The sequence below is a fragment of the Parabacteroides provencensis genome, from assembly GCF_900232875.1.
GTDB lineage: Bacteria > Bacteroidota > Bacteroidia > Bacteroidales > Tannerellaceae > Parabacteroides > Parabacteroides chinchillae.
On sequence record NZ_LT960492.1, the window covers coordinates 98325 to 112622 of the forward strand.

General features: G+C 39.0%; 12 protein-coding genes, 1 pseudogene and 1 riboswitch. Of the genes and pseudogenes, 8 read left to right on the top strand and 5 right to left on the bottom strand.

Annotation, left to right across the window (positions count from 1 at the left end; all coding sequences use genetic code 11):
- Positions 1 to 2: 2 nt before the first annotated feature.
- From CTY47_RS15155 to CTY47_RS15190, 8 genes and pseudogenes are all read left to right on the top strand, one after another.
- Positions 3 to 1796: an NADH-ubiquinone oxidoreductase-F iron-sulfur binding region domain-containing protein gene (locus CTY47_RS15155; protein ID WP_099465631.1), complete on the top strand. Its 1794-nt coding sequence runs from the start codon at positions 3 to 5 to the stop codon at positions 1794 to 1796.
- 12 nt (positions 1797 to 1808) lie between these two features.
- On the top strand, positions 1809 to 3599 hold the full coding sequence (locus tag CTY47_RS15160) for an NADH-dependent [FeFe] hydrogenase, group A6 (protein WP_099465632.1): 1791 nt from the start codon (positions 1809 to 1811) through the stop codon (positions 3597 to 3599).
- 3 nt (positions 3600 to 3602) lie between these two features.
- Positions 3603 to 4091, top strand: coding sequence for an NADH-quinone oxidoreductase subunit NuoE family protein (locus tag CTY47_RS15165; protein WP_099465633.1), 489 nt, complete (start codon positions 3603 to 3605; stop codon positions 4089 to 4091).
- A gap of 122 nt (positions 4092 to 4213) precedes the next feature.
- Entirely contained in the window at positions 4214 to 5593 is a 1380-nt protein-coding gene (locus CTY47_RS15170) for a cytochrome c peroxidase (protein WP_099465634.1), read from the top strand.
- Between the two features lie 21 nt (positions 5594 to 5614).
- Positions 5615 to 6076: a septal ring lytic transglycosylase RlpA family protein gene (locus tag CTY47_RS15175; RefSeq protein WP_099465635.1), complete on the top strand. Its 462-nt coding sequence runs from the start codon at positions 5615 to 5617 to the stop codon at positions 6074 to 6076.
- A gap of 99 nt (positions 6077 to 6175) precedes the next feature.
- Positions 6176 to 6699, top strand: a pseudogene (locus CTY47_RS15180) (TolC family protein); the annotation flags it as partial.
- A 268-nt stretch (positions 6700 to 6967) separates the two neighbouring features.
- Positions 6968 to 7966, top strand: coding sequence for a 2-hydroxyacid dehydrogenase (locus tag CTY47_RS15185; protein WP_099465636.1), 999 nt, complete (start codon positions 6968 to 6970; stop codon positions 7964 to 7966).
- Between the two features lie 100 nt (positions 7967 to 8066).
- Complete coding sequence (locus tag CTY47_RS15190) at positions 8067 to 8909, top strand: patatin-like phospholipase family protein (RefSeq protein ID WP_099465792.1); 843 nt, start codon at positions 8067 to 8069, stop codon at positions 8907 to 8909.
- A gap of 63 nt (positions 8910 to 8972) precedes the next feature.
- Here CTY47_RS15190 and thiC read toward each other — a convergent pair whose 3' ends face one another.
- The 5 genes from thiC to CTY47_RS15215 form a co-directional block, all read right to left on the bottom strand.
- The gene (thiC, locus tag CTY47_RS15195; RefSeq protein ID WP_099465637.1) at positions 8973 to 10676 is read right to left on the bottom strand and encodes a phosphomethylpyrimidine synthase ThiC; all 1704 of its coding nucleotides are present in this window, start codon (positions 10674 to 10676) and stop codon (positions 8973 to 8975) included.
- A 10-nt stretch (positions 10677 to 10686) separates the two neighbouring features.
- Positions 10687 to 11364 (bottom strand): thiamine phosphate synthase, encoded by a 678-nt coding sequence (locus tag CTY47_RS15200; RefSeq protein ID WP_099465638.1) that lies wholly within the window; start codon positions 11362 to 11364, stop codon positions 10687 to 10689.
- Positions 11346 to 11963, bottom strand: coding sequence for a thiamine phosphate synthase (locus CTY47_RS15205; RefSeq protein WP_099465639.1), 618 nt, complete (start codon positions 11961 to 11963; stop codon positions 11346 to 11348). Before CTY47_RS15205 ends, CTY47_RS15200 begins: the two co-directional genes overlap by 19 nt.
- The gene (gene thiD, locus CTY47_RS15210; protein ID WP_099465640.1) at positions 11960 to 12805 is read right to left on the bottom strand and encodes a bifunctional hydroxymethylpyrimidine kinase/phosphomethylpyrimidine kinase; all 846 of its coding nucleotides are present in this window, start codon (positions 12803 to 12805) and stop codon (positions 11960 to 11962) included. The genes CTY47_RS15205 and thiD overlap by 4 nt, the downstream gene beginning before the upstream one ends.
- A gap of 20 nt (positions 12806 to 12825) precedes the next feature.
- A riboswitch (TPP riboswitch) is annotated at positions 12826 to 12920 on the bottom strand.
- A gap of 63 nt (positions 12921 to 12983) precedes the next feature.
- Complete coding sequence (locus CTY47_RS15215; RefSeq protein ID WP_099465641.1) at positions 12984 to 14276, bottom strand: BamA/TamA family outer membrane protein; 1293 nt, start codon at positions 14274 to 14276, stop codon at positions 12984 to 12986.
- Between the last annotated feature and the right edge of the window lie 22 nt (positions 14277 to 14298).

A 14298-nucleotide genomic window follows, 5' to 3' on the forward strand; every position in this document is an offset into this window, starting at 1 on the left:
GAATGGCACAATACACTAATTATATTTTGGTGTGTGGTGGTACCGGTTGCCGCGCATCCCAAAGTGAAAAGATCATAAGAAATCTGAAAGCTGCTGTAGAAAAAAACGGATTACAGAAAAATGTACAGGTAATCCGCACCGGATGCTTTGGTTTCTGTGAAAAAGGCCCCGTCGTAAAAATGATTCCGGATAATACATTTTATGTGCAAGTGCAACCGGGTGATGCCGACGAACTTGTTAAAGAACACCTTGTAAAGGGGCGGAAAGTAGAACGGTTACTTTATGTAAACCCGGAAACAAATGAGCAGATTTTAGACTCCAAACATATTGATTTTTATAAAAAACAACTTCGTGTTGCATTACGTAATTGCGGTTTTATAAATCCTGAGAATATAGATGAATATATAGCCAGGGACGGCTATGTGGCATTAGGAAAAGCAATTACGGAAATGACTCCGGAAGTGGTAATAAAAGAAATTATGGATAGTGGACTCCGTGGCCGTGGTGGTGGCGGTTTTCCTACGGGCTTGAAATGGCAGATAACACGAAAAGTACAGGCTTCTCAAAAATATGTTGTTTGTAATGCCGACGAGGGTGATCCGGGAGCATTTATGGATCGGTCTATATTAGAAGGTGATCCTCATTCGATTGTGGAAGCTATGGCTATTAACGGATATTGTACCGGAGCTAACAAGGGGCTCGTATATATTCGTGCAGAATATCCTTTAGCCGTGGAGAGGTTGATGATTGCTATTAAGCAGGCAAAGGAATACGGTCTGCTAGGAGATAATATATTTGGTAGCGGTTTTTCATTTGATATTGAGATACGATATGGTGCAGGGGCATTTGTTTGCGGTGAAGAAACAGCATTAATTCATAGTATGGAAGGCCTACGCGGTGAAGCTACCGTAAAGCCTCCGTTTCCAAGCGAGCAAGGATATAAAGGTTATCCGACGAATGTCAATAATGTAGAGACGTATGCAAATATTCCGGTTATTTTACTGAAAGGGGCAAAATGGTTCAGTAGTATCGGTACGGAAAAGAGTAAAGGTACAAAAGTATTTGCTTTAGCTGGAAAAGTAAATAATGTCGGTCTGATAGAAGTTCCGATGGGAACTACTTTGAGGGAAGTAATATTCGGTATTGGCGGAGGCATTAAAGATGGTAAAAAGTTTAAAGCTGTTCAAACCGGAGGACCTTCCGGAGGATGTTTGACAGAAAAACATCTGGATCTGCCGATTGACTATGATAATCTATTGGCTGCCGGTTCTATGATGGGATCAGGAGGAATGATCGTTATGGATGAAGATGACTGTATGGTTGCCATGGCAAAATTTTATCTTGATTTTACGGTAGAAGAATCATGTGGTAAATGTGCCCCGTGCCGTATAGGAAACAAGCGTTTGCATGAGATTCTACAAAAAATAACTTCAGGTAACGGAACGGAAGATGATCTGGATAGATTGCGTAATCTGGCAATGGTTATAAAAGATACGGCTTTATGCGGATTGGGACAAACTTCTCCTAATCCGGTCTTATCCACTATGGATAATTTTTATGACGAATATCTGGCACATGTACATGATCATCGTTGCCCTTCTCATCAATGTAGAGAGCTTACCCAGTATTATATCAATCCGGAGAAATGTAAAGGTTGTACATTATGTGCCCGCGTTTGCCCCGTACATGCAATTACCGGAGATCGGAAGGTACCACATGTTATAGACTTGCAAGTATGTATCAGGTGCGGAACTTGTATGGACAAATGTAAGTTCGATGCGGTATATGTACATTAAATTCAGACAATCATGGAAACTGTAAAATTAATTATAGATAAGAAACAGGTTGAAGTTTCAAAAGGTACTACAATATTGGATGCGGCTAAAAGCGTAGGCATACAAATACCTACACTTTGTTATATGAAACTGGAAGATTTGCATTATGAAAATAATCCGGGAGCCTGCCGTATTTGTGTAGTTGAGATAGAAGGACGTCGTAATCTGGCTCCGGCCTGTAAAACAGAATGTGCCGAAGGAATGGTCGTAAAAACCCATACGCCACGCGTTATGAATGCCCGTAAGACTGTAATGGAGTTGATTTTATCCAATCATCCGGCAGAATGTCTTACTTGTAGTAGTAACGGACATTGCGAATTGCAGGTTATTGCACACGATTTAGGTATAAGAGAAATACGGTATGCAGGCGAACAATCTAAATTCCAGATAGACCGTTCGCCTTCTATTGTCCGGAATATGAATAAATGTATCATGTGCCGCCGTTGTGAAACGATGTGTAATTCAATACAAACAGTGGGGGCACTTACTGCAGTGAACAGAGGGTTTAATGCTGCTGTGTCTACAGCGTTTGAACGCGATATTGCTGGAAGTACTTGTTCCTATTGCGGCCAATGCGTGTCCGTTTGCCCTGTTAATGCATTAAGTGGTAGAAATACGCAGCAGCCGGTGTTGGACGCATTAGCTGATCCTGCAAAAATAGTAATTGCCCAAACGGCTCCGGCTGTACGTACTGCATTAGGCCGGGATTTCGGCTTTGAGCCGGGCACTCTTGTAACGGGAAAGATGGTTTCTGCTCTTCGCCAGTTGGGTTTTGATTATGTGTTTGATACTGATTTTGCTGCCGATCTGACTATTATGGAGGAAGGTACTGAGCTATTACAACGTTTGGACAAATATCTGAATGGGGACGAAAATGTAAAGATTCCAATGATGACAAGTTGCTGTCCCGGATGGGTAAGTTTTGTAGAACAACATTTCCCTGAATTAAGAGAAAACCTTTCAACAGCAAAAAGTCCGCAACAAATGTTTGGAGCAATAGCAAAAAGTTACTTTGCTAAAATATTAGGAATAGATCGTAAAAATCTGGTGGTTGTCTCTATTATGCCGTGTCTGGCGAAAAAATATGAAGCCAGTAGACCTGAGTTTTCGGTTGATGGCAATCCGGATGTCGATATTTCTATTTACACCCGTGAATTAGCCCGGCTGATTCGTTATGCCAATATTGATTTTAATGAGTTACCCGATAGTGATTTTGATCATCCTTTAGGAGAGTCTACGGGAGCAGGTGTTATTTTCGGGACAACGGGAGGCGTTATTGAAGCAGCCTGTCGTACGGCGTATGAATTATTTACAAAAAAGGTATTACATAAGGTTGATTTTGAGGAATTGCGGGGTATGGAAGGCATCAGAAGTGCTACCATTGATTTTGAAGGCGTACCTGTTAAAATAGGAATTGCACATGGTTTGGGTAATGCCCGGAAGTTAATAGAAGAGGTAAAAAATGGCACTTCACCTTATCATGCGATAGAAGTTATGGCTTGTCCGGGTGGCTGTATAGGAGGAGGAGGGCAACCATTCCATAGAGGACGTATGGAAGTGTTGCGTAAACGTGCAACAGCTCTTTATCAGGAAGACGTAAACAAACCTCTCCGTAAAAGTCATGAAAATCCATATATACAAAAACTGTACAAAGAATTTCTGGGAGAACCATGCGGTCCATTGGCCCATAAATTATTACATACACACTACATTGACAGGAGAGAGATCGTAGGACTGTATACGCAAACTGATAAAAGAGATTAAGCTATGGATACAATACATTTGCCACAAACGAAAGTTGAAGAATTACATACTATATGTGCAGAACATAACAATGACGCAGGAGAACTGATTAATATACTACATGCAGCTCAGGGACTGTTTGGATATTTGCCAAGAGAGGTACAGGAGATAATAGCTGCGGACTTACGGTTGCCCGTTTCCCGCGTATATGGAGTTGTTACTTTTTACTCATTTTTCACTATGACTCCGAAAGGAAAATATCCCATATCCGTATGTTTAGGTACAGCATGCTATGTGCGTGGTGCTGAAAAAGTGATGGACGAATTTCAGCGGCAGTTGGAAATAAAAGTAGGAGAGACAACATCTGACGGGCTTTTTTCTTTAGACTGTTTACGTTGTGTAGGAGCTTGCGGTTTAGCTCCGGTCGTTACTATTGCAGGAAAAGTCTATGGACGTATGACTCCGGAAAAGGTCAGGGATGTACTTTCTGAGTACTATATGCTGGGTGAATAGTTAATAGATAAAAACAATGACTCGATAGAATTATTCTATCAAGATTTTTTAATATTTATAAAAGGTCTGTTAATAGAATATTCTACCTTTGCGTCAAATAAATCTAAAACAACCAATTAATTATGCGTAACACTATTTTTTGTAAAATTACGGCATTACCGATCGGATTACTTTCACTGGCATTTAGCATTTCCAGTTGTAGTACTACCGATTACAAAAAGTATGCTGGTGATGAAGCTAAGCAAGTAGCATCTATTATTCGCGAAAATGGATGTTTGCAGTGTCATGCAGAAAATGCTCCAGTTCCATTTTATGGGAAATTGCCTTTTATAGGATCAGTAGTTAAAGCTGATATGCTGGAAGGTACACGCTATCTGGATCTTACTGGAATGGTGAATGCCTTGGAAAACGGTCTGCCAGTATCGGAAGTAGATATGGCCAAGGTAGAGAATACAGCTCTTAGTGGAACTATGCCTCCTGCAAAGTATTATACAATGCCCATGCATTGGGGAACGAATCTTGATAGTGAAGAGAAAGCGGTTATCATATCATGGGCAAAGAATGTCCGTAAAAATAGTTTTCTATCACCCACAGTTGCAGAAGAGTTTGCAAATGAACCGGTGCAGCCGTTAATGACTTCTATTCCGGCAGACTCTGCAAAAGTAGCTTTGGGATTTGCTTTATATCATGATACACGTTTATCGGGAGATAATACAATTTCGTGTGCTACCTGCCACGGATTAAACACCGGAGGTGTAGATCGTAAACAATATTCGGAAGGGATTAAAGGACAACTTGGAGGCGTAAATGCTCCGACTGTATATAATGCAGCTTTAAACTGCCTGCAGTTCTGGGATGGTCGTGCCGCTGACTTAAAAGAGCAAGCTGCCGGTCCTCCGTTAAATCCGGTTGAAATGGGTAGTATCTCTTTTGATGAAATCAGTGATAAGCTGGCTGAAGATAAGGATTTTAGTAAAAAATTCTTAGCCATATATCCGGAAGGGTTTAACCAGTCTACAATTACGGATGCAATTGCAGAATTTGAAAAAACATTGCTTACACCGAGCCGTTTTGATAAATATTTGATGGGAGATAAAGATGCTCTTACTGCAGATGAATTGGAAGGTTACCAACTATTCAAAGACAATAAATGTGCTACTTGCCACGTTGGTATGAATATAGGAGGACAGTCCTTTGAATATATGGGTATTAAAAAGAACTATTTTGATTATCGCGGTACAGGTTTAACAGATGGTGATAACGGACGTTTTGCTGTAACACAGAATGAATCCGATCGTCATAAATTTAAAACTCCCACATTACGTAATGTAATGATTACTTACCCGTATATGCATGATGGTAGTATTAAAACAGTGGAAGATGCCATTCGTGTTATGCATCAATTCCAGATAGGCAAAAATATTACTGATCCGGAAATTAAGAAGATTATAGCATATCTGAATACATTGACCGGCGAATATAACGGAACAATGTTACAATAATATAATACAAAAATAACAAGTATGCCCTTTCGCTTAGTCTATATCATCTTTTTACTTGCTGCCTATCAGAGCAGTGAAAAGATATGGGGACAAGAGGAGGGGCTTGCTTCTTATTATCATGAACGTTTTCATGGCCGCAAATCTGCCAGCGGACGTTTGCATGATAGTGGTGAGTTGGTAGCTGCTCATCGTACTTATCCCCTAGGCACTTTTTTGAGAGTGACAAATTTGTCTAATATGAAAAGTGTTATAGTTTGTGTGACCGATCGCGGTCCATTCCGAAAAAAACGTATTATAGACCTTTCACCGGCTGCTGCCGAAATATTGGATTTTATAAAAAAAGGCATCACAAAAGTAAGATTAGAGGTAGTTCCTGCTGCATTAGATTTGAGATACCTTGATTTGATTTATCCGAAAATACCTTATTTGGAAACCAGTCATTTACGAATCAATCCTCCTTATAAAGTAAAATTTACAAAATAGCGTCTAATCAAATTCTAATTTCAACTAAGAGCATTCTAACTTGATATGTAAGGATACTAAAACTGTGACGTATACCTTTGCCCTAAAAACAAGATGCAAATGTATAAACGGATCACATTCTTATTTCTATTATGGCCTTATTGTATTATTGCACAAGATTCTAAAACAAGTTGGACTTTACAGGATGCGGAGAAACAATTTACGGATCATAACCTGGAATTGATTGCAGAGCATTATAATATAGACATAGCAGAAGCTCAAGTATTACAAACCAAGTTATTTGAGAATCCAGTTATTTCTTTAGAACAGAATGTATATAACCGTTTAAATGGCAAATACTTTGATATTGGAAAAGAAGGAGAAGCAACTGTAGAAATAGAACAACTTATTTATATTGCCGGCCAACGGAATAAAAGAATACGCCTGGAAAAACTGAATCGACAAATTGCCGTTTATCAGTTTGAAGAAGTTTTAAGAACTCTGTGTAGTGATGTAAGAAGTAAATTTATAGAGAACAAAGTGAAAAAGGAAATGTCTCTATAATGGAAAAAGCCCGATTGCAGGCTTTGCTTCTTTCTTTGCAACAAGAGCGGAATGAAGTGGATAACCGGGCTATAATATTGGTCTCAGTCTTTCCATGCGGATACTGACCACGTATGGAGCAAAAGTTGATATTATTTCGGAAGAAGAAAAAGGGACTACTGTTCGGATTGAATTTCCATAATGGAATCGGAGCTGGTTAAAAGTTCTTTAGCCGGTCCTGCTATTTTTGCCAATTCAGGTGTAACGCCTTGTGCTTCTTCCTGACTAATAAGTTTGCGATCTGTTAAACGTGCCGGAATTACAGAACATTCATATCTGTAAATCAGTTATTATTAAAAAACAGATATTATGGCATATAAAATTGCGCTTTTCGGTGCTAAACCGTATGATATAGCTTCGTTTGATAAAATAAACGAACAGTATAACTTTGACATACGCTACTTTAAAGGACATTTAAACAGGAATAACGTGGTCTTGACTCAAGGCATGGATGTGGTATGTATTTTTGTTAATGACACTGCTGATGCCGAGGTAATAAATGCTATGGCTGCCAATGGAGTAAAGTTGCTGGCTTTACGCTGTGCAGGTTTTAATAATGTAGACCTGTCTGCGGCAAAAGATAAATTGCCCGTCGTACGCGTTCCTGCTTATTCACCTTATGCTGTAGCAGAATATACGTTGGCATTAATGCTATCGCTAAATAGGAAGATACATAGGGCTTACTGGCGTACAAGAGACGGTAATTTCTCGTTGAATGGCTTAATGGGATTCGATATGCATGGTAAAACGGCCGGTATTATCGGAACCGGAAAGATTGCAAAGATATTAATCCATATTTTAAAAGGACTGGGCATGCACATTTTAGCCAACGATTTATATCCTGACGAGAAATATGCTGTTGAAGAAGGATTTACTTATGTTCCATTAGATGAATTATATAAACGTGCAGATATTATATCGCTCCATTGTCCGTTGACAGAACAAACACGTTATATCATAAATGATGACTCTATTTCTAAGATGAAGGACGGAGTAATGATTATTAATACAGGTCGTGGACAACTGATCAATACAAATGCATTGATTGAAGGTTTGAAAGAGAAGAAAGTGTCGGCTGCAGGCTTGGATGTTTATGAAGAAGAAAGTGACTATTTCTATGAAGATAAGTCCGATAAAATTATTGATGATGATGTTTTGGCAAGATTGCTCTCATTTAATAATGTGATTGTTACTTCCCATCAGGCATTTTTTACAAAAGAGGCTTTGCATAATATTGCTGAAACGACATTCAAAAATATCGATGATTTTCGCAAGGGGCTTCCTCTAATCAATGAAGTTACAAAGTAATATTCTATAAGGAGATTATTATTTATCGCTGATTTATTATATTTTTGTGGCCATTGTCCGGTGTGAGCCAGGCAATGGCTTTTTAATGAAAATACGATTTATGAAAATAGATAAACAAACCGGTTTAGTCTTGGAAGGAGGAGGGATGCGTGGTATATTCACCGTAGGTGTATTAGACTATTTTATGGATAATAATATCCGTTTCTCTTACACAATTGGTGTTTCTGCCGGAGCAAGTAATGGTATTTCGTATGCATCCTGGCAACGGGGACGATCCCGTTTCAGTAATATAGATTTACTTAAAATATATAATTATATAGGCTTACGCCGTTTACTGCAAGGCAAAGGTTATATAGATCTTGATTTTTTGTTTTATACATATCCCGAAAAGTATTACCCTTTTGATTATGATACATATTTTCGTTCTTCCGAACGCTTTGTTGTGGTTACAAGTAATTGTTTAACAGGAAAAGCTGAGTATTATGAAGAAAAAAAAGATCCTAAAAAACTGCTTGATGTATTAAGAGCATCTTGTTCCTTGCCGGTTATGTGTCCTGTAGCTCACGTAAACGGGATTCCTATGGTAGACGGAGGTGTTTGTGATGCTATTCCGGTTCATCGGGCTATAGAGGACGGTTACAAAAAAAATGTCATTATTCTAACTCGCAATAAAGGCTATAGGAAAGCTAATAAAGATTTTTATTTACCCGGATTCATTTATCGTAAATATCCGGCAATAAGGGAACAGCTGAAGTTACGTTATCGTAGTTATAATAATGTTTTAGATTATATCGATCAATTAGAAGCGGAAGATAAGGCTATTGTTATTCGTCCTCAAAACCCAATCACTGTTGGACGTACGGAACGGGACGTTAAGAAACTGTCTGAATTATATGATGAAGGATACGAATGCGGGCGCATGATAAAAAGAGGTGACTTTTGAAATCAATATTTTTGTCTTGATATTTCAAAAGTCACCTCTTCTAAAGGACAACAAATCTAAAGATTAATCCTTGCATTTGCTATGTACATCCTTGCTAATCCTCATAGCACAGAAATTAGGACCACACATCGTACAATACTCTCCATCAGTTACAGCACTTTCTTTATAGTACTGCAATGCACGCTCCGGATCAAGGGCCAGATTGAACTGGTCTTTCCAACGGAAATCGAAACGGGCTTTACTTAAAGCATTGTCACGCACTTGTGCGCCAGGATGTCCCTTTGCCAGATCAGCTGCATGTGCAGCAATTTTATATGCAATAACACCGTTGCGCACATCTTCTTTATTTGGCAATCCCAGATGCTCTTTAGGAGTAACATAACAAATCATAGCTGTGCCGTGCCAAGCAATCTGTGCACCACCGATGGCAGAAGTTATATGATCGTAACCTGGAGCGATATCGGTCGTTAAAGGGCCTAGTGTGTAAAAAGGTGCACCATGACAGGCATATTGTTGCTCTTTCATATTTTCGTGTATTTTATTCATCGGCACATGTCCCGGTCCTTCAATAATAACTTGCACGAATTGATCCCAGGCTACTTGTGTCAATTCTCCCATTGTATGCAATTCGGCAAATTGAGCAGCGTCGTTGGCATCGTAAATAGAGCCAGGCCGTAAACCGTCTCCTATAGATACGGCAACGTCATAAGCTTTTAATATTTCGCATATCTCAGAGAAATGAGTGTAAAGAAAATTCTCTTCATTATGAATTTGCATCCATTTAGCCATAATAGAACCGCCTCGTGAAACAATTCCGGTCAGACGCGTCTGCGTCAATTCTATGTGTTTTTTTAATAAGCCTGCATGAATTGTAAAATAGTCTACACCTTGTTCTGCCTGTTCTATTAAAGTGTCGCGGTAAATTTCCCAGGTCAGATTTTCTACACATCCGTTTACTTTTTCTAATGCCTGGTAAATAGGCACGGTTCCCATTGGTACCGGACAGTTTCGAATAATCCATTCACGTGTTTCATGGATGTTGTCTCCGGTGGAAAGATCCATCAAAGTATCGCCACCCCATTTGCAGCTCCAGACAGCTTTCTCTATCTCTTCATCTATACCGGATGAAAGAGCCGAATTGCCGATATTTGTATTGATTTTGACAAGAAATTTTTTACCAATAATCATTGGTTCTGCTTCCGGGTGATTAATATTGGCCGGAATAATGGCACGTCCGGCTGCTATTTCTTTACGAACAAAATCCGGTGTTATATATGATTTCAGTCCCAATGCTTCAATCTGTTGGTTTTCGCGAATGGCAACATATTCCATTTCCGGTGTTATGATGCGTCGTTTGGCATAATACATCTGAGTGATATTTTTCCCTTCTTTGGCTCGATAGGGCAAATGGCGCTTGGGAAAACGGATTGAGTCGAGTGTTTGGTTTGCCAATCTTTCACGGCCATATTCTGAGGTAAGCTCACTTAACTGGATTAAGTCACGGCGACGTTCATACCAGTCTTCACGAATACGGGGAAGACCGGCATTAATATCAATTGATATTTTGGAATCCGAATAAGGACCGCTCGTGTCATAAACAATCACCGGATTATTCTTCTTGCATATCTTTTCGCCGTTATCGTCTATCGTCACGGTATCTAACAGCTTGATTTTACGCATACCTACCTTAATTTTATTAATCTCTCCCGGAATATATATTTTCTCAGAAGAAGGATAAGATACACGCATGTTTTTCTTTGTTGCCATATATTTAAGTTTAATATTTATCTCCGCAATATTTTTTTATCTCAGATAAGAATTTCCGGGTCGATTCTATAGGATCCGGAGCATTAACAATAGATCCTGATACGGCAATTCCATTAACACCTGCATCAAATAAAGGAGCAACATCTTCCAAACGGATACCGCCTACAGCGACAATAGGAATCATACATCCGGATTCTCTGCACTCATTTATTATTTTACGATACCCTTCCAGACCTAAAATAGGACTTAATTTCTTTTTCGTTTCTGTATAACGATAAGGCCCCAATCCTATATATGAAGCCCCTTCTTTATCTGCATACAATATATCTTCCAAAGTATTGGCGGTAGCGCCTATATGAGAAATAAGGCTCCAATGACGGCTATCTAAAATTTGCCGGGCTTCAGATAAAGGCATATCCTGTTTACCCAAATGAATAGCCCTGGCATGACTTTCCATAGCCATCTCCAGATTATCATTCATACAAAAGATATATTCGGGATCCGATATTTTAAGTTGGGAAATTGCCCGGGCAATTTCTATGTCAAATTTATCTTTCATACGGAGTTGCAACCAAGTTCCTCCGCCTTCATAAAACATTTTAGCCTGATCCAATTCTGTATATTTGCCGGAACAATTTGTAATGAGCATCAGACGGTTTGTATTTTTTATCAATGAATAGCCAGACATAATTCTAATGATTTGAATCGTTTTATAATATTATTTACTTCTTTTTCAGAAGGAGATTGGCCCCATAATGCTCCTAATACTGCTACGCCTCCGAAAACTATATCTTTGAGCTGCGGTATAGTGGAAATGTCAATGCCTCCCAGTGCAATTACTTTCTCATTAATCAGACCTGTTTTTGATGCTTGCCATAGTATGTCTAAAGGAAAGCCTTTTCCGTAACCTTGCTTGGATATACTTTGAAAAATAGGGCTGAGAAACCGGTAATCAAATTTTGCATTCTCTGATATTTCCTGCAAACTATGGCATGAACAACTTATGCTTCCCGAAAATCCGTTGGGAATAGTATTGTTTCTTCTATTTAGATGGATTCCTTTAAAATGATAAGGATTACCGTTTGCAACCAGTCCAAATTGATCGTGTAAAACAATACGTGAGTAATATTGAGAAGGTATTTCCAAGATCAACTTCTCTAATGCAGATCGGCTACAATCCGGTTTCCGGAGATGCAAACATCCCATTCCTTCCCTAAACAGATTGGAAAGGATTTCTCCTTCGCCACGGAAGAAATATGGTGTTGTTATAACAATCAATTTTTTCATCCGTGTAATTTTATTTTCTGTAAAGGCACCGGAGAAAAGAAGTGATTCATTGCACCATGCCCATTACCGACACAGACATCAGCTCCTTCTGATAAAGCGTTCGTAATGTATATTTTTGCCATACGTACAGATTCCTGTAAATTATTGCCAAGAGCTAAATATGCAGCTATGGCCGATGACAAGGTACAACCGGTACCATGTGTATTATTCGTATGAACTGTTTGAACTTCAAGATGTATTGGAGCCAAATCCGGCATGATAAGGATATCCTTTGTCGTTATACCGGCCAGATGTCCGCCTTTTATAAGAACCGAGCGACATCCCATCTCTTGTAAACAACGGGCAGCTTTTTCCATATCCTTTTCATCTTTAATATTGATACCGGATAAATATGCTGCTTCATCAACATTGGGAGTAACCAAGGCTACGTTAGGAAATAATTCATCGATAAGTACATGTATTGCATTATCTTCCAAAAGCTTCTTTCCGCTTGTTGAAATCATAACAGGATCTAATATTGTATAAGCGGGAGCAAAGATTTTTATTGATTCTGCAACAATATGGATGGCTTCTTTATTATGAAGCATACCTATTTTGACAGCATCTATTGTGAAGTCCAGAAAAACGGCATCTATCTGTTTTTTCAATAAATCGGGAGTAACGGCTTGTATTCCGTAAACAGTTTGTGTATTTTGTGCTGTTATTGCAGTGATAACCGATATTCCAAATACACCCAATGCAGAAAATGTTTTCAAATCTGCTTGTATTCCTGCTCCACCACCACTATCGGATCCTGCGATAGTTAGTGCTGTTGGATAACGAAAAATATTGTTTCTATCCATTTTTCTTATCAAAAAGGAGGGAAAAAGCCTCTGTGCTTTCCTACGACGGCATTACCCGTATCAGGTTCGAGGGTATGATCTCAGCCCATACAGTTTGGCACCCCTTTATGTAATACAAAGGTATAAAGATTAAAGAATATTACAAAAAAGAAGTGTTAAATTTAAGAAAGTGTCCTTTTTAGAACGCTTCTGTCATATTCATATAAACGGCCATGCCTTTTTGGTTCGGATCTTTACCTACATCCAGCCGGAAATTCTTCCCCGGTTGCATCTGTATACGAAGACCAACTCCGTAATTAAATTTCCATTTACTCCAATCTACAACAGGAGCATTTCCTATAGTACCTGTTCCTATCCATCCCACGAAACCGCATTTTGCCCAAAAGTTTCCGCTTTTGTATTTTTCTATACTACCGAACATGTGACGATATTCAAGTATGGCATAAGCCATTGTCTTATCACGGTATTTCCCCCAGTAATAACCACGTAAATCAAAAGGAGAACCGAATGACGGCAACTCGGTAAACGGAACATCACCCACACTTATCAATGAGCGTGCAACCCATGCTAAAGTACTTCGGGGACGAAAAACCTGCTGGAATTGACGATATTCCAAATCAAACATTCCGTAATTGTATGCACCTCCGAAATATTTGCTGTATACCCTGGCTATACCACTAAGTAACATGCCGGAACTAGGGGTTGCAACATCATTCCGGGTATCATATTGTATTAAACCGCCAAGACCTATGTTAACATATTTCAGTTTGAATTTCTGAAAATAAGGATCCGCCTGCATAACCGGATTAATGTCTGTAGATTTCGTATAATTGATATCAAATAAAGCACCTGTATATAAATGGGGTTTGATTTCCCATACAAAGCGGGGATAAAGCTGGAAATAGCTTTTATGGAACTTGGTGGTAGAATCGCTTTTTTCAGTGTGTTCTATGTTTTCATAACCTTTGCCAAAGTAATGGGACGGCTCATTTCTATATCCGTAACTAATATAAATACGGAACTTATTCTCATTAAAAAATAGAGTACCTGCACCGGCAAACACCATTGTCCCGTTTAATGTAATATTGAATCCGGCCGGAATAAAAGAACGTTGTGAAATTGTATCATTCTTATTTAATCTGAAGCTTGCCAATACAGCTCCACCTACACCTAATGACGCTTCAGGTGTATATGACGGGCCGCCAAGTATAGACCACCAGATATTTTTCTTTGCACGTATGGAATCTTTACGCAACTGTTTATAGTAACGGTTACGTTGCTTCTCATTCATTGGCTTACCATCTATCATAAGAGGTTCAGGTGACGGAGGGGCAATGATTGTGTCTTGTGAGGTTGCTGAAATATTGCTGACGGAAGATTGAGACGAATTTATCCCCTGTTGCGCATATAACGATTGCAAAGATATCATCCCGATTATTCCTGCAAAAATGAGAAATCCTTTGTAAAACATTTACTGTCTTTTTATTTTGAGC

What these genes read in the sequence shown, in the direction of transcription:
- CTY47_RS15175 (WP_099465635.1), top strand. Translation starts at nt 5,615, where the DNA reads ATGCCCTTTCGCTTAGTCTATATCATCTTTTTACTTGCTGCCTATCAG.
- thiD (WP_099465640.1), bottom strand. Translation starts at nt 12,805, where the DNA reads ATGGATAGAAACAATATTTTTCGTTATCCAACAGCACTAACTATCGCA.
- CTY47_RS15165 (WP_099465633.1), top strand. Translation starts at nt 3,603, where the DNA reads ATGGATACAATACATTTGCCACAAACGAAAGTTGAAGAATTACATACT.
- CTY47_RS15160 (WP_099465632.1), top strand. Translation starts at nt 1,809, where the DNA reads ATGGAAACTGTAAAATTAATTATAGATAAGAAACAGGTTGAAGTTTCA.
- CTY47_RS15200 (WP_099465638.1), bottom strand. Translation starts at nt 11,364, where the DNA reads ATGTCTGGCTATTCATTGATAAAAAATACAAACCGTCTGATGCTCATT.
- CTY47_RS15170 (WP_099465634.1), top strand. Translation starts at nt 4,214, where the DNA reads ATGCGTAACACTATTTTTTGTAAAATTACGGCATTACCGATCGGATTA.
- CTY47_RS15190 (WP_099465792.1), top strand. Translation starts at nt 8,067, where the DNA reads ATGAAAATAGATAAACAAACCGGTTTAGTCTTGGAAGGAGGAGGGATG.
- thiC (WP_099465637.1), bottom strand. Translation starts at nt 10,676, where the DNA reads ATGGCAACAAAGAAAAACATGCGTGTATCTTATCCTTCTTCTGAGAAA.
- CTY47_RS15205 (WP_099465639.1), bottom strand. Translation starts at nt 11,963, where the DNA reads ATGAAAAAATTGATTGTTATAACAACACCATATTTCTTCCGTGGCGAA.
- CTY47_RS15215 (WP_099465641.1), bottom strand. Translation starts at nt 14,276, where the DNA reads ATGTTTTACAAAGGATTTCTCATTTTTGCAGGAATAATCGGGATGATA.
- CTY47_RS15155 (WP_099465631.1), top strand. Translation starts at nt 3, where the DNA reads ATGGCACAATACACTAATTATATTTTGGTGTGTGGTGGTACCGGTTGC.
- CTY47_RS15185 (WP_099465636.1), top strand. Translation starts at nt 6,968, where the DNA reads ATGGCATATAAAATTGCGCTTTTCGGTGCTAAACCGTATGATATAGCT.